This is a genomic window from Undibacterium sp. YM2, assembly GCF_009937975.1.
GTDB lineage: Bacteria > Pseudomonadota > Gammaproteobacteria > Burkholderiales > Burkholderiaceae_D > Undibacterium.
Window position 1 is genome coordinate 5,975,292 of the sequence record NZ_AP018441.1, and the last position, 24,545, is coordinate 5,999,836.

Annotated in this window: 23 protein-coding genes; 10 read left to right on the plus strand and 13 right to left on the minus strand. The window is 52.6% G+C overall.

Translation table 11 applies throughout. The features are described from left to right. Positions 1 to 52: 52 nt before the first annotated feature. The 4 genes from guaD to xdhA all read right to left on the minus strand — a co-directional run bounded on the left by guaD (position 53) and on the right by xdhA (position 6,532). Positions 53 to 1,372 (minus strand): guanine deaminase, encoded by a 1,320-nt coding sequence (gene guaD / locus UNDYM_RS27465; RefSeq protein ID WP_162043985.1) that lies wholly within the window; start codon positions 1,370 to 1,372, stop codon positions 53 to 55. 125 nt (positions 1,373 to 1,497) lie between these two features. After that, positions 1,498 to 2,631, minus strand: a complete 1,134-nt coding sequence (xdhC, locus tag UNDYM_RS27470; RefSeq protein ID WP_162043986.1) for a xanthine dehydrogenase accessory protein XdhC — start codon at positions 2,629 to 2,631, stop codon at positions 1,498 to 1,500. Positions 2,632 to 2,669: 38 nt separating this feature from the next. Further along, on the minus strand, positions 2,670 to 5,036 hold the full coding sequence (gene xdhB, locus UNDYM_RS27475) for a xanthine dehydrogenase molybdopterin binding subunit (protein WP_162043987.1): 2,367 nt from the start codon (positions 5,034 to 5,036) through the stop codon (positions 2,670 to 2,672). Between the two features lie 14 nt (positions 5,037 to 5,050). Continuing rightward, a complete protein-coding gene (gene xdhA, locus UNDYM_RS27480; protein WP_162043988.1) occupies positions 5,051 to 6,532 on the minus strand; it encodes a xanthine dehydrogenase small subunit in 1,482 nt (493 codons plus the stop codon). 391 nt (positions 6,533 to 6,923) lie between these two features. Between xdhA and UNDYM_RS27485 the strand changes: the two genes are divergently transcribed. The 8 genes from UNDYM_RS27485 (at position 6,924) to UNDYM_RS27520 (ending at position 14,932) form a co-directional block, all read left to right on the plus strand. Further along, positions 6,924 to 7,253 (plus strand): antibiotic biosynthesis monooxygenase, encoded by a 330-nt coding sequence (locus UNDYM_RS27485; RefSeq protein ID WP_162043989.1) that lies wholly within the window; start codon positions 6,924 to 6,926, stop codon positions 7,251 to 7,253. Beyond that, positions 7,253 to 7,903, plus strand: coding sequence for an HAD-IA family hydrolase (locus UNDYM_RS27490; RefSeq protein ID WP_162043990.1), 651 nt, complete (start codon positions 7,253 to 7,255; stop codon positions 7,901 to 7,903). Before UNDYM_RS27485 ends, UNDYM_RS27490 begins: the two co-directional genes overlap by 1 nt. A gap of 11 nt (positions 7,904 to 7,914) precedes the next feature. Beyond that, positions 7,915 to 8,490, plus strand: a complete 576-nt coding sequence (locus UNDYM_RS27495) for a hypothetical protein (RefSeq protein WP_162043991.1) — start codon at positions 7,915 to 7,917, stop codon at positions 8,488 to 8,490. A 73-nt stretch (positions 8,491 to 8,563) separates the two neighbouring features. Beyond that, positions 8,564 to 9,634: a hypothetical protein gene (locus UNDYM_RS27500; RefSeq protein WP_162043992.1), complete on the plus strand. Its 1,071-nt coding sequence runs from the start codon at positions 8,564 to 8,566 to the stop codon at positions 9,632 to 9,634. Further along, positions 9,631 to 11,478, plus strand: a complete 1,848-nt coding sequence (locus UNDYM_RS27505; protein WP_162043993.1) for an AAA family ATPase — start codon at positions 9,631 to 9,633, stop codon at positions 11,476 to 11,478. The genes UNDYM_RS27500 and UNDYM_RS27505 overlap by 4 nt, the downstream gene beginning before the upstream one ends. Further along, the gene (locus UNDYM_RS27510; protein WP_162043994.1) at positions 11,475 to 12,131 is read left to right on the plus strand and encodes a 4Fe-4S single cluster domain-containing protein; all 657 of its coding nucleotides are present in this window, start codon (positions 11,475 to 11,477) and stop codon (positions 12,129 to 12,131) included. The genes UNDYM_RS27505 and UNDYM_RS27510 overlap by 4 nt, the downstream gene beginning before the upstream one ends. After that, positions 12,132 to 14,498, plus strand: a complete 2,367-nt coding sequence (locus UNDYM_RS27515; RefSeq protein WP_162043995.1) for a protein kinase — start codon at positions 12,132 to 12,134, stop codon at positions 14,496 to 14,498. 14 nt (positions 14,499 to 14,512) lie between these two features. Next, entirely contained in the window at positions 14,513 to 14,932 is a 420-nt protein-coding gene (locus UNDYM_RS27520) for a hypothetical protein (protein WP_162043996.1), read from the plus strand. Between the two features lie 110 nt (positions 14,933 to 15,042). Here UNDYM_RS27520 and UNDYM_RS27525 read toward each other — a convergent pair whose 3' ends face one another. From UNDYM_RS27525 to UNDYM_RS27535, 3 genes are all read right to left on the minus strand, one after another. Then, positions 15,043 to 15,384 carry a YkvA family protein gene (locus tag UNDYM_RS27525; protein WP_162043997.1) on the minus strand — a complete coding sequence of 114 codons (342 nt, stop codon included), beginning with the start codon at positions 15,382 to 15,384 and terminating at the stop codon, positions 15,043 to 15,045. An 11-nt stretch (positions 15,385 to 15,395) separates the two neighbouring features. Next, a complete protein-coding gene (locus tag UNDYM_RS27530) occupies positions 15,396 to 16,028 on the minus strand; it encodes a LysE family translocator (protein ID WP_162043998.1) in 633 nt (210 codons plus the stop codon). 76 nt (positions 16,029 to 16,104) lie between these two features. After that, positions 16,105 to 16,932 (minus strand): L,D-transpeptidase, encoded by an 828-nt coding sequence (locus UNDYM_RS27535; protein ID WP_162043999.1) that lies wholly within the window; start codon positions 16,930 to 16,932, stop codon positions 16,105 to 16,107. Between the two features lie 195 nt (positions 16,933 to 17,127). Between UNDYM_RS27535 and UNDYM_RS27540 the strand changes: the two genes are divergently transcribed. Then, entirely contained in the window at positions 17,128 to 17,595 is a 468-nt protein-coding gene (locus UNDYM_RS27540) for a hypothetical protein (protein ID WP_162044000.1), read from the plus strand. Positions 17,596 to 17,615: 20 nt separating this feature from the next. On the opposite strand, the gene UNDYM_RS27545 is transcribed toward UNDYM_RS27540, so the two are convergent. The 3 genes from UNDYM_RS27545 to UNDYM_RS27555 all read right to left on the minus strand — a co-directional run bounded on the left by UNDYM_RS27545 (position 17,616) and on the right by UNDYM_RS27555 (position 20,818). After that, entirely contained in the window at positions 17,616 to 18,056 is a 441-nt protein-coding gene (locus UNDYM_RS27545; protein ID WP_162044001.1) for a GNAT family N-acetyltransferase, read from the minus strand. 99 nt (positions 18,057 to 18,155) lie between these two features. Continuing rightward, positions 18,156 to 18,704, minus strand: coding sequence for a gamma carbonic anhydrase family protein (locus UNDYM_RS27550; protein ID WP_162044002.1), 549 nt, complete (start codon positions 18,702 to 18,704; stop codon positions 18,156 to 18,158). A gap of 77 nt (positions 18,705 to 18,781) precedes the next feature. Beyond that, on the minus strand, positions 18,782 to 20,818 hold the full coding sequence (locus UNDYM_RS27555) for a primosomal protein N' (protein WP_162044003.1): 2,037 nt from the start codon (positions 20,816 to 20,818) through the stop codon (positions 18,782 to 18,784). A 280-nt stretch (positions 20,819 to 21,098) separates the two neighbouring features. On the opposite strand from UNDYM_RS27555, the gene UNDYM_RS27560 reads away from it, so the two are divergent. Next, on the plus strand, positions 21,099 to 21,329 hold the full coding sequence (locus UNDYM_RS27560) for a hypothetical protein (RefSeq protein ID WP_162044004.1): 231 nt from the start codon (positions 21,099 to 21,101) through the stop codon (positions 21,327 to 21,329). 14 nt (positions 21,330 to 21,343) lie between these two features. On the opposite strand, the gene hemE is transcribed toward UNDYM_RS27560, so the two are convergent. The 3 genes from hemE to UNDYM_RS27575 all read right to left on the minus strand — a co-directional run bounded on the left by hemE (position 21,344) and on the right by UNDYM_RS27575 (position 24,402). Further along, positions 21,344 to 22,432, minus strand: a complete 1,089-nt coding sequence (gene hemE, locus UNDYM_RS27565; protein ID WP_162044005.1) for a uroporphyrinogen decarboxylase — start codon at positions 22,430 to 22,432, stop codon at positions 21,344 to 21,346. 342 nt (positions 22,433 to 22,774) lie between these two features. Continuing rightward, on the minus strand, positions 22,775 to 23,539 hold the full coding sequence (locus UNDYM_RS27570) for an SGNH/GDSL hydrolase family protein (protein ID WP_162044006.1): 765 nt from the start codon (positions 23,537 to 23,539) through the stop codon (positions 22,775 to 22,777). 38 nt (positions 23,540 to 23,577) lie between these two features. Continuing rightward, entirely contained in the window at positions 23,578 to 24,402 is an 825-nt protein-coding gene (locus tag UNDYM_RS27575) for a PPK2 family polyphosphate kinase (protein ID WP_162044007.1), read from the minus strand. Positions 24,403 to 24,545 lie beyond the last annotated feature (143 nt).

Genomic DNA, 24,545 nt, shown 5'->3' on the forward strand with positions numbered 1-24,545 from the left:
CTTGAAAGGTGTTGAACAATACCCACCATCATAAATCAGTCAGACAAGATTTTCACAACTGTCGCTGATGTACCATTTTACCTGCAGCATAAGTGGCAGCCACTGTCCTGTCATCGCCCAGCAAGGCCAAGGCAAACAACAATTCATCCAGGCTCTCGGTATGCCCGGTACGGCGTGCCAGCAAAGGTGTGGCTTGTGGGTCAAGCACGATGAAATCAGCTTCTGCATCCTTGACGAAATTGCCTATCGTGCCTTCCAGCTGCATGCTGCGTGCGCCACCCAGGGTTGCCAGGTAAAACATGCGCAAGGCTGGCAGGTAGGTACCACCAAGACGTGCCATTTTGTAGGCTTCATTCATGGTGCGCAACATCGAGAATGAAGTACCGCCACCGACATCGGTGGCCAGTGACAGGCTGACTTGCTGGGCGTCGGCACGCTCAAAATTGAACAGGCCACTGCCAAGAAAGAGATTGGAAGTCGGGCACATCGCCACTGTTGATTGCGTCTCTGCCATGCGCGCACGGTCCACATCATCGAGCCATACGCAATGACCGTACATGGCACGCGGGCGCAGCATGCCGTACTGGTCATACACATCGAGATAGCTGCGTGCTTTTGGATACAGCGCTTTAACCCAGGCCACTTCATCGGTATTTTCTGCGACGTGGGTCTGCAGGAAAGTATCGGGATAAGCCTGCGCCAGTTCACCTGCGAGCTGCATTTGTGCGTCGCTGGAGGTAGGTGCAAAGCGCGGGGTGATTGCATACAACTGGCGGCCACGTTTATGCCATTTCTTGATCAGGGTTTCGCTGTCGCGTATGCCGCCCTCGGCAGTGTCACGCAAGAATTCAGGACAATTCCTGTCCATCAAGACCTTGCCTGCCACCATGCGCAGATTACGCGCTTCACTCTCGGCAAAGAAGGCTTCGACGGATTCTGGATGGACGGTGCAATACACCATGGCTGTCGTCGTGCCTGAGCGCAGCAATTCATCAATGAAGAAATGCGCAACCTGGGCGCTATGGTTGATGTCTGCAAACTGGCGTTCAGTCGGGAAGGTATAAGTCTCCAGCCAGGGCAGCAAACCGGGCGCTGGCGACGCGATCATGTCGGTCTGGGGGTAATGGATGTGGGTGTCGATAAAACCCGGCACAATGAGTTTGCCGCGGTAATCGATGACTTCTGTCCCCTCAGGCAGGCTGGCATGCAATTGCGCATATTCGCCAGCGGCGACTATCTTACCGTCTTCAACAATCAACAGGCCGTCTTCATGCCAGGCATAAGCCTGCGCATGAAAGGCAGGGTCGTGCTGGAAATGCAGCACACTGGCGCGGTAGGCTTGCAGCGTGTTTTTACTTGAAATATTGCTCATCGTGGTCTTTCTGAATTCTGTCTTGCAGGCGCAATCAAGCCAGACCACGACTTGTGCATCAAGTCTGCCGGTCTGGCGTCACATTCGCATTGATCTGAAGGGTGCTAAGCGCTAACAGCGAGAGTTTAACGCTTAGCCAGCAAGTGTCGTTCATCTGGGACCATTTTTTCTGTCTGTGCGGCAGCAGAAACATGCTGCCCTGCCTGTGTACCTATGCGTGCAAGTACGCGGTTCAGTTCTTTTTGCTGATGAATGTCATGCTCTTCCCAGACCTGCAAGAGCTGGGCGACGACAGAGGCGGCAATCACTGCCGGTTGCTTGCCATGTATGCCGGGCAAGCCTATGGGGCAAACCATGTCATTGAGGCGGGTAGCCGGTATACCACGTTCACGCAGGCGGCGCTCAAACTGTACGCGCTTGGTTTGCGAGCCTATGAGGCCAAACCAGCCTACATCGGGCAGGCGCAGGATATGCTCGGACAGTTTTTGATCCAGTGCATGACTATGCGTGAGCACCAGGAAGGATGTGCCCGGGGCAGCTTTGGCGATCAGAGCCTCTGGCGTATCCGTCGCTTCTACTGTGACATTGGCGGCCAGCCGGGTCGGGAACATATCTTCGCGTTCATCGACCCAGGTGATACGGCAAGGCAGGTCAGCCATGGCACGCACGATAGCAGCACCAACATGGCCAGCGCCAAACAGCATCAGGTGAGCGCGGTAAGCGAGGCAGGAATCGAGCAGCCAGCGCTGGCCTGCTGCATCAGTCAAGACCTGACAGGGATTGCTGGTATCGATTTGCACTGGCAAACCCGTGGGCCAGGCAGGGCCTGTCAAATAGGTACCATTGGCATCGCACAGGCTTGGCTCTTGCGCACTGTCCAGCGCCAGCAAACGCCAGCTATCCTGCCCCAGACGCCAGCGCTGGTTCAGGCAATTCAAGTAAGCCAGACTATCAGCCTGCACGCGTTCAAAGGCCAGGTGTACGACACCGCCGCAGCATTGGCCCAGGCTGGGGCCTAGAGGGAAACGTTCAAAGCGGCGCTGGGCGGCAAGCTGGCTTTCGGGCATGGCCAGCATGCTGCGGGCAATTTCTGTTGCCTTCATTTCCAGATGGCCACCACCTATGGTATCGAATAATTCATCTGCGGTGACCAGCATCTTGGCACCCGGCTCACGCGGGCCGGAACCCAAGACCGTGGCAACCGTCACCAGTATCTTTGGGGCGGATTGTGTGGCAATTGCATTTAACCAAAGCTTCATGATGAACTCGCTTGTCTCACTTTATGTCTGACTTTATCTTAGCTGGCAGCAGCCATGGCTGTTACGCCATTGATGGCCGACAGAATCGCTTCACTGGTTGCCGGTGCATTCAGTGGCGGGTTATAGCGGTAGTCTGCCACGCTGGCAATCGCATCACGTATGGCGAAGAAAACAGAAAACGGCAACAACAGCGGTGGCTCACCGACGGCCTTGGACCTGTGTATGCTGTCTTGCACATTGCGGTTCTTGAACAGGCTGACGCGGAAGTCTTCAGGACAATCAGAAATAGCCGGTATCTTGTAAGTCGAAGGTGCATGCGTCATCAGCTTGCCGCCCTTGTTCCACCATAATTCTTCTGTCGTCAGCCAGCCCATGCCCTGTATGAAAGCACCTTCTACCTGGCCGATATCGATGGCGGGGTTCAAAGAATTGCCAGCATCGTAGAGCGCATCGGCACGCAGGAGTTTCCATTCACCAGTCAGGGTATCAACAATGACTTCAGATACCGAAGCACCGTAGGCATAGTAAGAGAAGGGATTGCCACTCATGGTCTTGGGGTCCCAGTGTAAGCCCGGTGTCGCATAAAAACCGTCAGACCATAATTGCACCCGCGCCAGATAGGCTTTTTGCACCAGGGCTTCAAACGGAATATCGAGGCCATTGACACTGACCAGGCCCGCCGCAAAGCGGATGTCTGCCAGCTCACCACCGTAAGTCTTCACTGCAAATTCAGCGAGGCGCTGGCGCAGGGTATGCGCGGCATTTTGCGCGGCCTTGCCGTTCAAATCTGCGCCAGTTGAAGCAGCCGTGGCTGAGGTATTGGCGACCTTGCTGGTGTCGGTGGCGGTAGCACGCACCTTGTCCAGATTCAGGCCCAGCTCGTGCGCCACCACCTGGCACACCTTGGTATTGACGCCCTGCCCCATTTCACAACCACCATGATTGACCAGTACCGAGCCATCGGTATAGATATGTACCAAAGCACCAGCCTGGTTCAGGTGGGTGACGTTAAACGCGATACCAAATTTAACTGGCGTCAGTGCCAGACCTTTTTTGAGGACGGGGCTGCTGGCATTGAAAGCCTTGATGTCAGCACGGCGTTGTTGGTATTCACTGCTGGTTTCAAGTTCTGCCACCAGTTCATGAATGACGTTATCGACCACCTTCTGGCCATACTGTGTAACGTTGCGCCCCTCTTCATCATTGCGGCCATAGAAATTGATCTGGCGTATTTCAAGCGCGTCCTTGTTCAGGTCGCGGGCGATATTATCGACGATGTATTCAATCGCAATCGCCCCTTGCGGGCCACCAAAGCCACGGAAGGCGGTATTCGACTGGGTATTAGTTTTGCCGCACATGGCGCGGATATCGACATCACCAAGATAGTAGGTATTATCGAAATGGCAGACGGCACGGGTTGCCACTGGTGCTGACAAATCGGCAGAAAAACCGGCACGCGACACCATCTCTACCCTGGCGGCGATGATGCGGCCTTCATCGTCATAACCGACTTCATAATCGTAATGGAAGCAATGGCGCTTTCCAGTGACCATCATGTCGTCATCACGGTCAGCACGCAGCTTGACCGGGCGTTTCAGGTGGACGGCAGAAATCGCTGCTGCCGCTGCCCACAAGGCAGACTGCGATTCCTTGCCACCAAAACCACCGCCCATGCGGCGGCATTCAACCACGATGTTGTGGCTGTGCACACCCAGTGCGTGTGCGACCACATGCTGCATTTCGCTCGGATGCTGAGTCGAGCACAATACCAGCATGCCACGGTCTTCCTTCGGTATCGCGTAAGAAATCTGGCCTTCGAGGTAGAACTGTTCTTGCCCACCCACATACAATTCACCCTTGACACGGCGCGGTGAACGCTCGAACGCAGCCTGTGCATCACCACGCTGCAAACGCATGGGCGGCAAGACGAAGGACTGGGCTTTTTTCGCTTCTTGTGGTGTCAGTATCGCAGGCAATTCTTCATAGACTATTTCGGCCTTGCGCACGGCACGGCGCGCATTGTCATGCGTGTCGGCGACGACGATGAAAATGGGCTGGCCTACATATTCAACCAGGCCTTCTGACAGGATGGGGTCATCATGGATGATGGGGCCGCAGTCATTGGTACCAGGGATATCCTTGGCGGTATATACCGCCACGACACCACGTGCGCTTTTGACTGCATCAAAATTCATGGACACAATATTTGCATGCGCCTTGGACGACAGCCCCAGTGCCGCGTGCAAGGTGCCCTGCACTTCCGGAATATCATCGGTATAACGCGCCTCACCCAGCACATGCAAGACTGCGGATTCATGCGGATGCGATTTGCCTACCTCTGCCCAGTCTGCATTATCTTTGGCGAGGTTTTTATCGGTCAGGAAAGCTTCAGTTTGGGTATTCATGTTTTCTCCTGAGCTTAAGCTGTGACGGTGGCGGGGGCAAAGACATTGATGGCTTGCAGTTTCAGCGGCGCATCAGTACGTGTCTCCAGCCAGAAACGGCGCAAGAGATTTTGTGCTGTCTGCATGCGGTAGGTATTGCTGGCACGCATGTCGGTCAGTGGTGTGTAATCCTGCGCCAGCAAGGCCATGGCATTTTTCACTGTTGCTTCATTCCATGGCTGGCCGTTCAAGGCTGCTTCTGCCAGCGGCGCGCGGCGTGAGGTAGCGGCCATGCCACCGAAGGCAATATGCGCATCTCGCACGATGTCACCATCAAGGTTAATTGCAAAAGCGGCACAAACGGCAGAGATGTCCTGGTCATAACGCTTCGCCAATTTATAGGTGCGGAATTGTTGCCCTGCCTTGGGCAGGGGTATGCGCACGGCAGCGACAAATTCGCCGGGCTGCATATCCTTTTTCATATAGTCGAGGTAAAAACTCTCCAGCAACAGCACGCGCTGGCCGCGCACGCTGTGCAAGACGATCTCTGCACCCAGGGCTATCATCCATGGTGCTGAATCACCAATCGGCGAACCATTGGCGACACTGCCACCGAGCGTACCGGTATTGCGTATGGGTTGCGAAGCAAAGCGCTGCCACATCTCGGTCAGTTCATCTGGATAATGCTGGCAGACTGCGCCATAAGCATCATTCAATGACACGGCGGCACCTATCTCCAGCATGCCATCCACAGTCTTGATGTGTTTTAACTCATCGACTTCACGCACATAAATGATATTGCCCAAGTCGCGCATTTGCTTGGTCACCCACAGACCGACATCGGTAGAACCTGCCAGTATGGTGGCCTTGGGATTAGCCTCACGCACTTCAGACAGTTGCTGTAAAGTGCGCGGTGCATAGAAAGTCTGGCCATCTGCCGTATAGCTGAACATCTCGCCACGTTGCAGACCTTGCAGCCCACTGATAACAGCCGCGCGGTCAAACTCAGCCGCTGGCAATTCACCCATGCGCTTGGCGGCATCGATGATGGGGCGGTAACCTGTGCAACGGCAAAGGTTGCCGGACAGGGTTTCGTCTATCTCCTTGCGGCATGGCGGAACGGAATCGCCTTCTTTTTTCAGATACAGGCTCCACAGCGACATGGCAAACCCTGGTGTGCAAAAGCCACATTGCGAGCCATGGCATTCCACCAGCGCCTGTTGCACGGGATGCAGTTCACCATTCTTTTGTTGCAAGTCTTCTACGGTAAACACTGCCTTGCCATCGAGGGTAGGCAGGAATTGTATGCAGGAATTCACCGACTGCAATTCGAGCTGCCCATGTTTCATTTCACCAACGACGACTGTACAGGCACCACAATCGCCCTCGGCACAACCTTCCTTGGTGCCGGTGCAATGCAGGTCTTCACGCAGATGCTGCAACAGTGTACGCGTAGGCGCAGCATTGCTGACTTGCTGGATTTGGCCTTGGTAATAGAAACGTATAGGGTCAGACATGAATGCTCCGGTATGAAATTCTTATGGGGCGAGGTTAGCATCCGCGGCGCTGACATCTATATGCATAAAATGATGTAGCTTATCTGCGGCTCAAAATATAAAACACCAGACCAACACCCTGGCAGGCTGGCAAGCCTTGTCAGTATTCAGTATAGACAGTACGGGCGAAAACGCAGACCGGGGTGTAAATGGGGGATATCACGGTTTTTATATACTGGCTTGAGCAAACAATATGCTTTGCTCTGCGCTTAAGTTCCGACGTCTGGCATAGGCTCCAGCCTTACCTGGAGCCACGGTCAATGTTCAGACTATGATCAACCATGAAATAAAACTCAAAAAATCTACAAATTTATGTATGATTTGCAACTCTTTTAATCAGCCGGGCTTGCGCATGTACACCTCTACGTTCACTTTCAAGAAAAAACAGTACGACGATGTTTTTTATGCGCTGGATGAGCAAATTGCCTCTCTGGCGAAAGCCACGCCCGGTTATCTCGGTGAAGAGACCTGGGAAAATGCGGCTACGGGCCAAATTTCCAATGTGTATTACTGGGACAGCCTGGAAGCCTTGCAGGCCCTGATTGCCAATCCCATACACCAGCAGGCTAAGGCAGCCCAGGCCAACTGGCTGGATGGTTATCAGGTCGTCGTGGCAGAAGTCTTGCGTACCTATGGTGATGGCAAGCTGGCACATCCCTGTGTTTCTGTGCATGCTGGCTAATGAATAAATCCGCCTGCCTGATCTTTGATTGCGATGGCACCTTGGTGGATAGCGAGGGTCTGTGCAACCTGGGCTTGCAGATAGAGTTGCAGCGTTATGGGGTAGAAGAAGATCTCGCTGAACTGACGCAGCGTTTTCGTGGCGGCAAACTGACAGATATCTGCAAAGCCTTGTCGCAGCAGCATGGCCTGCATCTGGGTGAGAATTTTATCCACAGCTACCGACGCACGGTGGATAAGCTGTTTGACGAATCCTTACAGGCTTTTCCCGATGTCATCGAAGTTTTGCAACAACTGGATTTTCCCATGTGCATTGCATCTGCCGGGCCACAGCAGAAAATCAGGAGAGCATTAAGTCTGACCGGACTGAGCAAGTTTTTTGGTGAGCATATCTTCAGCTCGTATGACATTTCTTCGTGGAAGCCAGAGCCTGATTTGTTTTTACACGCTGCCAGGAAAATGGGTGTTGCGCCAGCAGACTGTATCGTGATTGAAGACAGCGAGGTGGGCATACAGGCTGCAATCGCGGCAGGCATGCAAGCCTGCTGGTTTGGCGATGCGGGAGAAGTAGCGACTTATCCACAGGTGCCACGATTTTCCTCTATGAGTGAGTTACCATTCTTGTTATTGGGTTTGCCAACCACATCCTGAAAGCTGCAAATATGAAAACTAGTCTCAGCAAGGTCTTGATCGCCGCCTTATTGAGCAATACGCCTATCGCCAGCGCAAACAGCCAGGATGAACAGGCATTGATGGCTAAGGTGCAGGGGTTTTATGGCTGGGTGCTGAAAAATGGCAAGCAGGTTTCAGCCCTGCAACCACAAATCAAGGATATTGCGGGCAGCAAGAAATTTCAGCTGGATACCAAAAACCTCAAGACTTTCAGTGGCAAGTTCATGGCTTCCGGCTATTTTGCACCAGACTTTCCGGCAGCGCTGGAGCGTTACTATGGCAAGTACCAGCAGCAATTCAAGGCTTATACCGATGCCGAGTTTGCCCAGATGGCCAAGGATGGCCGTGGGCCGCTGATGGAAACAGAAGACATGGACATCTTCTTTTGTGCCCAGGAATATGAGTACAAGAGCTCTTTCATCAAGAAAATCAAGGCCAAGGCCATCAAGCTGGAGGGTGACAAAGCCAGTGTTACTGTGGTTTCACCCTATCAGTGGGAAGCTGAATTCAAGTTCGTCAAAGTCGATCAGCGCTGGCTGATTGCTGGTTACTGTGTGTTCCAATAAGCCTGCGGCCCATGGCTAGGGTCTTCTTGTGCATGCTATATTATGTTTTCTTGCAACTTCCTGAACAGGGCTTATGAGCGGTCCTACCACCGTTTTGACCAGAGCCGATGCGATGCGGGTTTTGCTGTCGGCAGCAGGCATACGTGCTGCCATGGCTGTCAAGCAGGCGCATCAGGATGCCGGGCTCTTGCGCACGCAACAGAATGAGCAGCAAGCCATTCTGCAAGAACGCCTGCGTGCTGCAACTGGCTTGAGTCAACAGGCTTTGCAGCAACAAATGCAAACGACAGAGCAAGGCTATGCTGATTTATTGCTATTGGCTGAAAAAATAGGCTGCATTGATCAGGTACAGGCGATTCGTCCGCTGTCTCCACAAGGAGCGGATGAGCAGGAAATCATTACTTACCTGCGTCACTTGCGGGCACTGGTGTATGAGCTCAGACCTGTGCTTTTGCAAGAGTCTGCCAGACGGGCCGATGCCCTCTTTGATCAGACAGATTTTGATGTAGCAAGGGCCAGCAGTGCAACTCTGCCGCAAGACCGGCTGGCGCGCCTGCTGAAACGCGTCGCCCACCTGCCACAATTACCAGAAGATATCGCAGGGCTGGCAAGAGAGCTGGAAATATCCCTGCCCGGCGAGCGGGCTGATCTGCTTGCCAGCGATTTGCGCCTGCACATCCAGAACCTGCTGGAAGCAGAGAAAAAACGTCAGGTAGATGAAGCCCAGGCCCTGATACTCGAGCAGACGTTGAAAGACCTTGGCTACCAGGTTGAAGAGATATCCCACACCCTGTTTGTAGAAGGTGGCACCGTTCATTTTCGCCGCAACAGCTGGGACAAATACATGGTGCGCATGCGCATGGATGCCAAGACCGGGCAAGCCAATTTCAATGTCATCCGTGCCGTCAAACAAGGCGAGAATGAACGCAGCGTGCTTGACCATCTGGCAGAAGACCGCTGGTGCAGTGAGTTCCCGACTCTGATGGCAGCACTGGAAGCGCGCGGCATACACATGCAGGTGACACGGCTATTGCAGGCAGGAGAGTTACCAGTGCAACTGGTCGTGGAAGACAAGCTGCCGCGATTTGCAGAAGAAGAGCAAATCGAAAGCCACACACAACAACGTAGCAATAAATTGCCATGAATGTACCTGACATACGCTGGCTGCAAGACTTGCAGCGCTTGTTGCCTATACGATCCCAGTATGTGGTTTCTGGCAGTATACGCGACAGTTTTCTATTGCCGCTTGATGCCGCCTCTGGCAGTGCCACCCTGGTGCCTTTCAACCGCGCCTTGTGGGAATTTTTAAAAAACCAGGACTACAGTCTTTTACTTGCGTATGACCCTGTCGATGGCTTGCGAGTCTATCCTGACGAAGCGGCGCAGCGTGATCTGGCCGCCCGCCTGTTCGATGTGAAGCTGGCAGATGGTTGTCAGCAAATGAGCCTCGAAAGCCTGAGCAAGTTGATGAAAAAAATCAGTGCTGAACGCGAAGTACGTTGCGCTCTGATGCTGGATTTTGCCTCACGCATCAGCCGCAAGCCTGAGCAGTTGAGTGAGGCTGAACACCGTTTCTTTGTCGCTGCAGAAAAAATCTCACTGAATGCCTCTGCCATAGTCCCGCGTCAGAATGGTGGACCACCGCTATACAATCCCATATTGTGGCTGGTGAACCGGGCGCAGGATTTACCATCCTGGTTCACGCTTGATAGCGAGCGGATTGCGACCCTGCATATCGGCAAACCCGACTTTGAAATGCGCCAGGCTGCGGCACAACAACTGGCACCCTTGTTTGCCGGGTTTGCTGATGCGCAAGCTGATGTCCGCACCCAATTCGTCAAAGCTTTTACTGAAGGAACGGATGGCATGTCCCTGTCTGCCCTGGCAGATATCACTGAGCTGGCGGACCGGCAAAAACTCGCTATCAGTGACATAGATGATGCAGTACGCTGCTATAAAGTTGGGGTACTGGATAATCCCTGGCGCAAGGAATATCTGCGCGACAAGATACGCGATGCTGAAAATTTTATCGAAGACCGTGTCAAGGGCCAGCGTCCTGCAGTCATCAAGACCCTCGATATTCTGAAGCGCTCGGTCATGAGCCTGACTGGGGCGCAGACACGCTCGGTCGGCAGCAGGCCACGCGGCGTCTTGTTTTTTGCCGGTCCTACCGGTGTCGGTAAGACCGAACTGGCCAAGACCCTGACAAAACTGGTGTTTGGCGATGAAGCGGCTTATTCACGTTTTGACATGAGTGAATTTGCAGAAGAGCATACCAGCGCCAGGTTGCTCGGTGCCCAGCTGGGTTTCATCGATTCTGAAGCTGGTGGCGAACTCACCAACGCCGTCAGGCAAAAACCTTTTTCTGTTGTGCTGTTTGATGAAATCGAAAAAGCCCATCCGCGCATACTCGATAAATTCTTGCAGATACTGGAAGATGGCCGCCTCACCGATGGCCGTGGCGACACCGCGTATTTTTCTGAAACCATCCTGATCTTCACTTCCAATCTCGGTATCTATGTAGAAGACAATCACGGGCAACGCCACGAAAATGTCAAACCAGGTGACAGCTATGAAACCGTGGAATTCAAGGTGCGTGCAGCCATAGGCAATTATTTCAAATTCAATTTATCACGGCCAGAATTATTGAACCGCATCGGTGACAATATCGTGGTTTTTGATTTTATTTCTGCCGAAGTCGCCGCCAAGATTTTTGATGGCATGCTGCGCAATGTGGCGCGCCGTTTGCAGGAAGAACTCAAACTGCAACTGGCCATGCCAGCGACGGTGCGCGATGACTTGCTGGCACGTTGCATACGTGACCTCAGCAACGGTGGCCGTGGCATAGGCAACCAGCTCGAATCAAATTTCATCAACCCCTTGTCGCGCGCCTTGTTTGAACAGGAACTGACAGGCAAGCAGCGCCTCACTGTAACGGCGATTACCGAAGCCGATAAAGTCATCAGCCTGAACCTGCAATTAGCATGAAGATAGCCATCAATAAAGCGCATTTCCCGGTCACCGTGCTCGGGCCGGGGCGGCGCATAGGTATATGGGTACAGGGGTGCAGCATAGCTTGCAAGGGCTGTGTTTCGCAAGATACCTGGGCCAGGGATGGCAGTAAGGAAATGACAGTGGCGGGTTTGCTGAGCTGGTGTCGCGAAGTCAGTGCCGGGCAATTTGATGGCATCACCATCTCAGGTGGCGAACCATTCGAGCAGCCCAAGGCCCTGCATGCCTTGCTCGATGGTCTGCATCACTGGCGCAGCAGTGCGGCGATCGATTTTGACATACTCTGCTATAGCGGTTATCCACTCACGACCCTGCAAAAGAAACATGCAGATTTGCTGCAAAAACTTGATGCCCTGATCCCCGAGCCTTTCATTGCCAGCAAGCCACTGATCCAGGCCTGGCGCGGCTCATCCAATCAGCCGCTGGTGCTCTTGTCAGACCGCGCCAGGGCACGCATGCAAAGCTATGTTGATGCGCCCATAGATGAACAGGACAAGCGCATACAGACCATGATAGATGGCCAGCGTGTATGGTATGTAGGCATACCGGCGCGTGGTGACATGCAGGCACTGGAACACTTATGTGCCAGTCGTGGCCTGAGCTTTGATAGCGTCAGCTGGAGGCCCTGAGTGAGTCAGATTTACATACGTCGTTGCCCTGCCTGTGAAACCGAAAACGCGCCCGAAGTCATGCGCTGTGTTTGCGGCACCTTGCTGTCTGGTGTGGACTTGATGAAAAAACGCGGGCAGGCAGAACCATCAATTGAGATAACGCCGCCAGCAAGCACAGTCACAGCAACAGAATTAATTTGCAGTTATGAAGATTGCGAACAAAGTAATCCGCCAGGTAGTGAACTATGTGTGTATTGCAATCGCCCACTGAGCAAGGAACCAGCAACACCAGACGGCAATCAGATTCACAGCCTGCTATCACTGCCGCAAGCCCTGCGTGATCGCTACAAAATATTGCATCACCTGCCGACCCTGGGGGCAGAGGCTGAACTATTATTGGTGCAAGAAAATACATCCTGTGTACAACGCGTCGCAAAAATCTATCGCCACGGCATACATGGCAAATCCGAAGTCAGGGAAAGGCTGCAAGCGGTACCAGCCGAGCACCGCGTCGTCGTGCTGGAAGCTGGCGTGTCTGACGGCCATGCCTATGAACTCATGGAATACTGTGAGCTTGGCTCATTAAAAAAATTTGTGCAAGACAAACGGCCAGATGCGGCCATGCTGGAAAGCATAGTGCGTGAACTGGCAACAGCCATCGCCAGTGTGCATAAAGCCGGACTTATTCACCGCGATCTCAAGCCCGAGAATATCCTGGTGCGCACACTACAGCCACTGGATTTGATACTGACTGACTTTGGTATTTCATCCGTGCTGGACGCCACGCAAAGACTGACTGGCACGGCGCGCACCCTGCCCTATGCCTCACCAGAAAGCCTGTCCGGCGTCATTGATGCCAAGGCAGATTATTGGGCGCTGGGCATGATCATGCTGGAACTGGCTCTGGGCCAGCATCCATTTGCCGGATTGTCAGAAGCTGTCATCCTGCACCACCTGACCACGCGCGAACTGGAACTCAGTGCTGTGCCGGATGCTTATCTGCGCAAGCTGCTGCGTGGCCTGCTGTTGCGGGACCCTAAAAAACGCTGGGGTGAGGAACAGATCATGCGCTGGCTGGCGCGTGACACCAGCTTGCCAGAGGCGGTGGAAACCATGGCCATGGGCGGCTTTCGTGAGCCGTATCATATAGGTCAATATCTGTGCCACACCCGCGAACAATTGGCAGTGGCATTGGCACGCAACTGGGATGATGGCGTCAGGGATATCTCGAATGCGCAATTGCTGGCCTGGTTCCGCGATGTGCAAAAAGACCAGAATGCGGTGCGGGTCTTGCTCGATATGCGCCAGGATAAAAAACTCTCGGTCGATTTACAGCTATTGCGTCTGATCCTGCATCTGGCACCCGGCATACCACCGGTGTGGCGTGGCGAAACCATAGAATTGCCTGCCATACTCGGCTATGCCAATCGCTCATTGAAAGGTGATGAAGCTGCCAGCAACTGGCTGAAACAGTTGTACAACTATGGTGTACTGGAAGCCTATGCCGATGCGGGTAACAAGGAGGTCGCCAGCATAGTCCAAAAATGGCAGGCTTGCTGCAAACAAATCGAACAGGCCTGGCAAGAAGCTTTTGGCCTGGTGAAAGACTATGCCAGCAAGCAATTGCCGGGGGAACATAGCAATATCGACAAACTCATGTACGGCCTTGAGACAGATGACAGCGCACCCCTGCATAGATTGCATGCCCGGGTGCTGGCGCTGGTCTATGATGAACGCTGGCCTGAGCGCCTGCGCAAGCGCCTGCAGGTCGCCTATGCTGGCCTGCAAGCTTATTGCCCCTGGTTATCTGCATTGGGCGAGATAGAAAAAATGCCGGTCGCTTCGCTGCTGGTGCTCGAAGCCCTGTTGCCGGAGGCACAAAAAGCCGCCGAACGCCAGCAAAAAGCCGATGCCTGGCTGCGTAGCACAGAGCAGGATGCCGCCGCAGCAATAAAGCAGGAAGTCTTGCAAAGTATCAAAAGCTTGCGCACGGCTGCCACTGACAGTCTCTTGCCTGACAGCGCCGTAGAAGACTTGCAAAAGGCCCTCGAAGAGTACTATGTATTGCTGGAAAAACTGCGCACCTCAGCCAGCACGGAAGCAGCATGGCAGGAAGCAAAGAAGAGCGCATCGCGGGTAGAACATATTGCCGCAGGAATATCCCGCGAGCTCAATCAACTGCTGGCAAGACGCACAGAAAACCAGGGCTGGGCAGGGCAGGAAATGCGGGTTTTTCTGGCCATTGCCATCATCGTCGCACTTGTCTTTTTCAGAAAGAGCTATTTTTACTGGATATTGCTGCTGGTCTCAGGCTTTGCCGCCTGGCGCTTCTTGCCTAATTTTTTGAGCATGCGCAAAATCCGCGAGTTGGGTGAGCAACTATAAATTCTGGAGTATCCATGTCTGCCATTTTTAACAAATTGAATTTGAAAGATCAGAGTGAAATCCTGGTCTTGCATGCACCAGCATCATTTGAACCCGAAATCGCGGCTTTGACCGGTGTCAAGGTGCTCAAGAAATTATCTGGCATCAAAAAGCTGAATTTTGCTTTGGTGTTTGTCAGCAAGCAGCAAGAGCTTGATGAAATCTCCCTGGTCCTGAGCAAGCTGGTAGAGGAGGATGCCCTGCTGTGGTTTGCTTATCCCAAGGGGACCTCGAAGAAGTATCAATGTGAATTCAACCGCGATACTGGCTGGGATGTGATCAAGGCGGCAGGGTTTGATACAGTGAGGATGGTGGCGATTGATGAAGACTGGTCGGCATTAAGGTTCAGGCATGGCGACTTTATCAAAAACTCTACCAGGAAGACTGTTGGCTGAAGGCCTGATTATTTTACAGATAAAAATACTGACTCAATCCAGTCGGCCCTGAGCTGGATTGAGCGGGTTTGAGCTGGACTAAGCCTCTTGGCAGCCTGGCAAGGCAAGAATCAAACCTGCCCACTGCCAAACCAGCCCTTCATCTTATCCCTGGCACTCTGCTTCACGTCGTCGGTAATATAAAAACTGACGGTCACCAACGCGCCCGCGATCACGCCGAGATCATCGCTGTAACCAACCACTGGCAACATATCCGGCACTGCATCGAGAGGGAAAATGAAATACCCGAGCGCCCCGAAAATAACAGTCTTGGCCCAGGCCGGAGTTTCAGGCCTCTGCGCTGCATAATATAGACAGAGTACTTTTTCTATGACTTCGCTGCCGGCAGCTTGTGCATATTTCTTGAGCTTGTCCCAAAAACCTTTTTCACTATACGCTTTGCCATGTGACATGATACTGCTCCTCAGTCATTCGCCTTTTTCACGGTGGCCAGCAAACCCGCCGCCGCCACGAATACCCCGCCAGAAAACTGGTTGAACATCTTTGCCTTGCCTTTGGAACGCAGCCACGGCCCCATGCGTTCGGCAAAAACCGCATACAGCATCAGCACACTGAATTCAAAAAATACAAAGGTGCTGCACAGGACTAAAAATTGCGGCAGCTTGGCGGCAGCCGGATTGATGAATTGCGGGAAAAAAGCGGTAAAGAACAGCAAGGCCTTGGGGTTGCTGGCGCCGACCAGCATGCCTTTGATATACAGGCGCAGGCGGGTGCCGCGCATCTCGGTTTCTGTTGGTAAAACAAAATCACTGCTTTTGGCACGCAAGCTGCTGATACCCAGATAGAGCAAGTAAGCCACACCCAGGTATTTGATGATGGTAAATACCAGCGCCGATGTCGCCAGGATGGCGCCTATGCCTATTGCCGAGCAAGTCATGATGGCAATCAGGGAAGTGATATTCCCCAGCGCCGGAAACAAGGTCATGCGCGCACCGAAATTGATGCTGTTGGTGATGCACATCAGCACGGCAGGACCGGGGGTGATGGTCAGTACCAATACGGCGATAACATACAGCAACCAGGTTTCTATAGACATACGGGCTCCCCATGAGTTAAATATCCTGTTACAGATATCTTAGTCGATTTCAGGGGCAGCCATCATATTTGCTTTTTTATGCCGGTTTCACCACTTTGCGTGGTGCTGGCGGCGGCGGTGTATAAGCGGCCCATTCTGGTTTTTGCTCTTTACCACTATCGATGATGACCATGTAACGCCCGGCCCAGGGATTATCTTCGCGGTTTTTATCGAGTACCCAGAATTTCTTGCCCTCTGCCAAGCCTTGCATATAGTCAGCATCCAGCACTGAGTAGCGGTCCAGCAAGAAATTCAAGGTACCCGGTATACGTACACAGCCCTTGGATTGCACTGTACCCAGACGTGATTCGAGTACGCCAGGGTCAGTCGCATGCATTTGCAGGCGCATGTCGGCGATGATTTTATCGCCCCAGCCTTTTTTGGCCTTTTGCCAGCCAAAATCAAAGACGCGTCGCCCTTTGATGCCATAACCGCGTATGCCCTTGCTGTTCTTGCTGCCCTCTGCACGATAATCCAGATTGGCCAGGCTATGCGCGTAGACACCTGTCGGCGTTTCAAAATGCTCGAAACCTGGCGAGCGCCCTGTAGAAACAGGTGAAGCACCAATGAACTGGTATTGCCCTTCCTGGTCCAACCAGAACAACATGGCAACCTGGACTTTGGGATTACGATCGACCAGCAAAATATATTGTGAAGGCAGGCTGGTGATGCTGTTACTGCTGAGTGCGGTAGCCATCTGCTCTATATAAAATTGCAAATCTTCAGGTGGCGGTTGTACCTGCTGCACTACAGTGCTGGCGTAAATGTCCTTGAGACTTAGGGCAGACTCCAGCGCTTGCGCAGGCGCGGCAAAAGCAAGTGCCACCGTCATGGCGATGGCAGGTTTAAGCAGGGATGAAAGCATCTTGAATGGGAAAAAAGAATCTGTAGTCTATGCAATGAGGCCCCGGGGCCTGTCGCTTTCAATATGCCGCAGTTTGATGGTCACAGACAAGTATAAACATCATGCTGGTATGCAAGGTGTTGCAACTTTGACTCATCGCAAACACCTTCATGTCACAAATACTATATTGAATGCTTTACACAGGAGGACTCAGTCGTGAAACTTATGAAATTAGCCGCACTCTTGCCCTTGTCGCTATCGCTCTGTCTGAGCATGCCTGCATTGGCCGCGGGCAGCAATTGTTCAAACAAGGATATCGCTTGTGTCACTGGCGGTATAGGCAGTACGGAAAGGGAAGAATTACAACAGCAGGCCGGGCAATACAATCTGTGGCTGCGCACTGCTGCCAATAAATCCGGCGCTTACCTGGCGGATATCAAGATCATTGTGAGAGACGACAAAACCAAAGCCGTGCTGCTGACAACGACGCTGGATGGCCCCTGGTTATTCCTGAGCCTGCCCGAAGGCCGCTATGAAGTGGAGGCACAATACCATGACAAGGCAAAACGCTCTGAGCAGATCGTCAAAAAAGTGACCGATATCAAAAAAGGCAGCCAGCGCCAGATGATGATGTATTTTGATGCCAGTAATGTTGGGGAGCTGGATTACAAGCCTGCCTCCTGAAAGCGGGCTTGAACAGGCGTTTAGTCCAGGTAAATCCTGGGCTTATACACTTCCATGAAATTGTCCGGTTTGCTCAGTGGTGTAAAACCGAACTTTTCATACAGGCCAGCGGCAGTACTGGTCGATAGTGTAAAGCGGCGCAGCTTGCTGACTACCGGGTGGGCCATGACTTCTGCCATCAGTAATCTGGAGATGCCCTTGCCACGCATATCAGTGACAACAAAGACATCGACGAGGTTACCAAAGGTCGCCATGTCAGTGATGATGCGGCAAAAGCCCACCATGCGCTCTTGCTGAAAAACACTGAAACACAGGGAATTGCGCAGGGATTCCTCAACTACAGGTCGTGAAATACCTGTGGCCCAGCCACTTTCAGTCGTCAAGAATTGATGGACGAGGTCGATATCAATCTTGTCCTTGTCTGTGGTGATCCAGTATTCGCCTTCCTGTGCTGCGTTCATGCGGTCTTACCTTTCTCTGTCTGCTGGTTTGAAAACCCTTCGATGATGGAATTGCTGCAATCTGACCCTGAAGCGGCTTGCAAGTTCCAGATTGCCAGTTCAGTTTTCAGCCGTAGTTGCCGTAGTCAGGTAATTATTCTTGATACGCACATAATGCTCTGCCGAGTATTTGAAATAACTGATTTCTTCCGGGCTCAGGGCGCGGACTTTGACTGCCGGGCGGCCTACATATAAAAAGCCGCTTTCCAGCACCTTACCTGGTGGCACCAGGCTGCCTGCACCGAGCATGACATGCTTGTGGATAATCACATCATCCATGACGATGCTTCCCATGCCTATCAGGCATTCATCCCCGATATTGCAGCCATGCAGGATGACGGAATGGGCGATCGTCACATAATCGCCAATAATCAAAGGCGAACCGGCAGGTTTGCTGGCATTTTTGTGCGATACATGGCCCATGGCCAGGTCCTGGAAATTGCTGCTACGCCCTATGCGTATGTGATTGACGTCGCCACGCAAGACGGCATTGCACCAGACCGAGCTATCTGGCCCGATTTGTACATCACCGATGATCTGGGCACTGGGGTGGATATAGCAATTTTCTGATATTTCAGGAAAGGCGGTCAGGTAAGGACTGAGTGGCATGGTGCTGTATAGAGTTTAACGATCTTATGAACAGCAATTTTAACTGATCACTAGCCCATGCTCATGTGGATAAACCTTCAGATATCCACAGGATCAATCTCCACCGACCACCTGACCCGGCTTTTCATGGCGCGCAAATCAGCTATCCAGGCTTTGACAAAGGCTTGCAGAGCTGGGCGTGAGACTGATTCGACCAGCAATTGCGCCCTGTCCACATTGGCGACCCGTGTCATGGTCATGGGTATGGGGTCATTGATCATGATGCCCTGATGCTCGGTACAGAGCGCGGCTTCTTTCAAAAACGCGATGGCGGTTTCCAGCTCTCTGGCTTCTGCCCGCAATAAAGCCTGATACATGAAAGGCGGCATGTGGGCTTGCTGGCGTTCGTCCAGCAAGTCTTTGGCAAAGTCGGGGTAATTGTGTGACATCAGCGCATGGTAGAGCGGATGGTCAGGGTAGCGGGTTTGTACCAGTACCTCGGATGCATTGCCGCCTTCTTTTTGCGCGGCCCGCCCTGCCCGCCCTGCGACTTGCATGAGCTGGGCAAACAGGCGCTCACTGGCGCGGTAGTCTTGCGAGAACAGCGCAGCGTCTGGATTCAATGCCGCCACCAGGGTCAGGCGTTTGAAGTCATGGCCCTTGGCCACCATTTGCGTGCCTATCAGGATATCGACTTCACCGGCATGTACGCGTTCAAAAGCGGCGGCGGCACTGCCTTTGAGGCGGGTGGAGTCAGCATCGATGCGGAATACCCTTGCCTCGGGGAAAAGCAGGGCCAGGCCTTCTTCCATGCGCTGGGTGCCACGGCCCAGGGGTTGCAGGTCTATATTGCCGCAAGTCGGGCATGAGCGCGGTATGCGTTGTTCCAGCCCGCAGTGATGACAACGCAATCTGTGATCACCTTTGTGCAAGACCAGATGGGCTGTACAGCGGGTGCAATTGCTGATCCAGCCACAGGCGTCGCAAGCCAGTACCGGTGCATAACCGCGCCGGTTAAGAAACAGGAGTGATTGCTCACCCTTCTCAAGACGTAGCTTGATTGCAGCTATCAATCTTTGCGTCAGGCCTTCGCTGGGTTTTTCTCTTTCGAGGTTGATGATGCGTATGATGGGCAGGACGGCGTGCTGGACTGCCCGCTCACGCAATTCCAGCAAGCGGTAACGGCCAGTCTGCGCACCCTGCCAGCTTTCCAGCGAGGGCGTGGCAGAACCCAGCAAGATGGGTATCGAGAGCTGGCGCGCCCGCCATACAGCAAGGTCACGGGCAGAATAACGCAGGCCTTCCTGTTGCTTGTAGGAAGGGTCATGCTCTTCATCAATGATGATCAGTTTCAACTTCGGCAGGGATGCCAACATGGCCAGGCGTGTACCCAGCACGATACGGGCACGTCCGGTATGTGCAGCCAGCCAGTGTAGCAAGCGCTCACCTTCGGCCAAACCGCTGTGCAGAGTGGAGAGCATCAGGCCTGGGAAACGGGCGCGGATATGGGATTCTAACTGTGGCGTCAGGTTAATCTCTGGCACCAGGATCAGGATCTGAGCATCTGGGGTCTTTGCCAGTACTTTGGCGGCGGTCTGCAAATACACCTCAGTCTTGCCGCTGCCAGTAACGCCGAACAAGAGATGCGGGGCATAGCCCTCGGCATGGGCAACCGCATCCACCGCCGCCTGTTGCTCAGGATTCAATTGCGGCTCACCCACTGGGCTGACATCGGCCTGCTCAGGTAATTTGGCCAACTTCTTGATGGCACGCTGCAGGGAAACCGTCTTGATGGCTTTGAGGTTCTTGGGCAAGGCGGGTACAGCCACCTCACCTATGGGGCGCTGATAATACTCGGCGGCAAACTGGCATAGCGCCAGCCATTCCTTGTTCATGGCTGGCAGCTCATGCCTGACAGCGATGGCGTCGCGCAGCTTGGCGGGTGGGACATCCGTCTCGCTCACCACATCCATGATCAGGCCGACGACTTCCTGGCGGCCAAAGGGCACAGCAGCCAGTTGCCCGGGTTGAGGCAAGTCGGCAACGGCCCCTCCCTCTTCCTGCGCTGCCCACCGATAATCGAAGGTGCTGTCAAGTGGGGTATCGAGGGCTACGCGTAAATAAACTTGTTTCACGATCTAAGCCTGAACATGAAAATCGGCGCTAACTATTGATTTCATAAGGCTTTTTGACATATCCACAGTTTCTGTGGATAACTTTGTGGAGAAAGGTCTATTGACATCGGTTTTCGCTAGCGTTTACGGGGGTTTCCACAAAAAGCCCTGTCTCAGAGCCAAGAATTTAGTCGTTTAAAATCAATGACTTATAAAAAATGCCGGGAGACAAAAAAATATTTTTGAAAATATTTTTTGCCGCCCCGATTTTGTGCATAAGTGACAGAAAATGTGCATAGAAATGCAAAATTTTTCTGCGGCGTATCCATTGGTTTTCCACAGCTTTCAGGCTGGAAAAGCACGCCAGTACTATGTTTTGCAGAGCAACATGATGCAAAGACAAGCGTCTCAGCCACTTGTTGTTTTACCAGTGCCTGAATATACATACTTTACCAGCGGCCTGACCAGAAACACTGGCTGGACCAGCCACTCTAATGTCAATCCTTGGCAGAAAATCATGCTTATTTTATAAATAAATACCAGTCTTTATGCAGACTGACGTTGCTGGCGGCTATATTCATGCACCGTTTCGACCAGCACGCTGACCGACTCAACCGGGGTAAATTGCGAAATGCCATGACCAAGGTTAAAAACATGGCCATGACCAGCAGCAGGCTTGCCATAACTGTCGAGCGCAGCAATGACTTGCTTGCGGATTTGTTCTGGTTCGGCAAACAGTACTGCCGGATCAAGATTACCCTGCAAGGCGACCTTGGCGCCGACTTTGGCGCGTGCCTGACCTAAATTCATGGTCCAATCCAGGCCCAGGGCATCGGCCCCTGTATCGGCCAGTTGTTCCAGCCACAAGCCGCCGCCTTTGGTAAACACGATGGAGGGAATACGCTTGCCATCTTTTTCTTTTTGCAACTGGCTGACAATATCGCGCATATAAGATAGCGAGAACTCTTGATAAGCACCATCTGCCAGCGCACCACCCCAACTGTCAAAGATCATCACGGCCTGGGCACCGGCATCGATTTGCGCATTCAGATAAGTAGCCACGGCATCGGCATTGGTGCGCAGGATGTGGTGCATGAGGTCCGGCCGCTTATACATCATGCTCTTGACGGTATGAAAGTCGCGCGAGCCCTGGCCTTCAACCATATAACAGGCCAGCGTCCATGGACTGCCGGAAAAACCGATCAGCGGCACTCGGCCATCCAATGCCGTGCGGATTTGCGTTACGGCATCAAATACATATTGCAGGCTGCCTGCTTCTGGCACTTTGAGTGCCATGACGTCTTTTTCGTCTTTCAGCGGTCGTTCAAACTTGGGGCCTTCGCCTTCTTCAAAATACAGGCCCAGACCCATCGCATCCGGCACGGTCAGAATGTCGGAAAACAGGATCGCAGCATCGAGGCCATAACGGTCTATCGGTTGCAAAGTCACTTCAGTGGCGAAACCAGGATTCTTGGCCAGGCTCAGGAAGGAACCCGCACCTTTACGGGTAGCGCGGTATTCTGGCAAATAACGGCCAGCCTGGCGCATCAACCATAAAGGTGTGTAATCAGTTTCCTGGCGCAACAAGGCTCTCAGGAAGGTATCGTTTTTGAGTGGAGCAAAATTCATGGACATAAAGGCTTTCTGTGACGCTGCGCGCATCTGCTGATCTGGTGATAGTGTCAAACTACGCAGGCAATTGCTGTATAAGCGACATTATCGCCTAAGCGCGCAGTCTCAGCATCTGATCTGCAACAAGTGGCGTAATTTTCAGCAAAATTTCTATTGATAAACTGTGGATAACTTTGTGGATAGAAATGACAAAATGCCAGTTTACTGATTAATTTTAAATCCGGTTAACAGCATTATTCTGTAAGTCATTGATTTCATTGGTAGTGAATGCTGGTTTTATTAGAATATCTGTTTTTGTGGATAAATCGCGCACAAACTAAATTGTGCATAAGTACCAGACCAGTATTATTTTTCTTGACGATTTTGCAGAAATGTTTTCGCTAATTCTTCTGCCCAAATACTGACGCCAAGTGCTGACGGATGGTAGCCATCTTCGGCCATCAGGCGCGCATCTTGAAGATTTGCGGTAAACGGCAAATGTAAAACCCGCGCCCTGCTCATCGCCATCTCTCGGTTTATTTGATCCAGGGCATGCGCCTTCATACCCAAAACCTGGCGCAAAGGAGCAGGCAGAGCAGGAAAAACCTGCATGGGAGGCACGCCAGCCAGAACGATAAGACCAGTTGTTTTTAGCATCAACTGCAATTCATCCAGCAGGCTCTGCAACTCTGCCCTGTAACTGTTGGCCGGGCAAAAGCTGGTTGTATCATTGACACCAAAAGCGAGCAGAATTACATCCCAGGCTGGTGAGTCATGGCCTTGAGCGTGACGAAATACTGGCAAGGCTTGCCTGGCCCAGGACAAGCGAGCGCCATTTTGCCCCAGAGCCTGCCATTCCACAGCAGTATCCAGCTTGTCAGCCAGGGCTTTTGCCATTTGTGCAGTAATCGCTTCTTGATAATTCGCCACGCCCACACCCGCAACCGGTGACTCACCTATACCCAGCACCCTGAGGTTATCCACAGGCCGACTCGCATGAGACCACAGCCCATGTGGCTGGTCACTGGCTTCGGGCAGGCGTGGTGTCGCAGCGCGGGTACGCCTCCCCTGCCATGCCAGCAAGGGATACAGCGGTGCTGCCAGCAGCTCAGGCCAGTAGCTAAATTTCATTTACTGAACTTCATGCACTGAGTTTGATGAACTGAGCTTCACTCTACCTTGAGCTTGCTGTAATCAGGATTACCCGGTGGATATGTGAGCTTCAGGCTCAGCAACTTTTCTTGCACTATGCTGGCTATCACGAGGTTGCGCTGGGTCTTGGAGTCTGATGGCACGGCATACCATGGCGCGTGATCGGCATCTGTTGCCTGCAAGGCATCTTCATACGCCTTTTGATACTCGTCCCAGTATTGACGCTCGACCAGATCCTGGGGATCAAACTTCCAGTGTTTTTCAGGATCAGCCAGACGCTCATCCAGCCTGGCTTTTTGTTCGGCCTTGGAGATATGCAGGAAAAATTTCAGTATCACAGTACCAGTTTCGGCCAGCATACGCTCAAAATCGCGGATTTGCGCATAACGGCGCTTACACTCTGCCTGGTCTATCCAGTCGTGCACGCGGGTAATCAGCACATCTTCATAATGGCTGCGGTTGAAGATGGTGACCTCACCCTTGCCTGGCACTTCTTTATGGACGCGCCACAGATAATCATGGTTTTTTTCATCGGTACTGGGGGCTTTAAAGGCGACCGTGCGTGCACCCAGAGGATTGATTTGCCCGAACACGCCGTTGACCGTACCGTCTTTACCGGAAGTATCCATGCCCTGCAGGATGATCAATAGCTTGTGTTCACGACCAGCATATAAGACATTTTGCAGGTCAGAAATTTCTTCTGCCAGCTTTAGTGTCGCCAGTTTGTCGGCGGCCTTGTCTGCATTCTTTTCAGTGGCTGCCGTACCCAGCAGTTTTTTATTGGCATTAGCATCCCTGACCTGAAAACCTTTACCTACCCGAAACAAGTCCGCAACTGTCATTCAAGTCTCCAATCAATATTGTTAGCTTACAAAAAATAGATCTCAAAATTAGAGATAATGTTTTGATGATAATATGAAAAGTACTGCATACCCTAGCAAGACTACAAATGCTTTCAACAGGGTGACACTGTTTGTGTGGCATA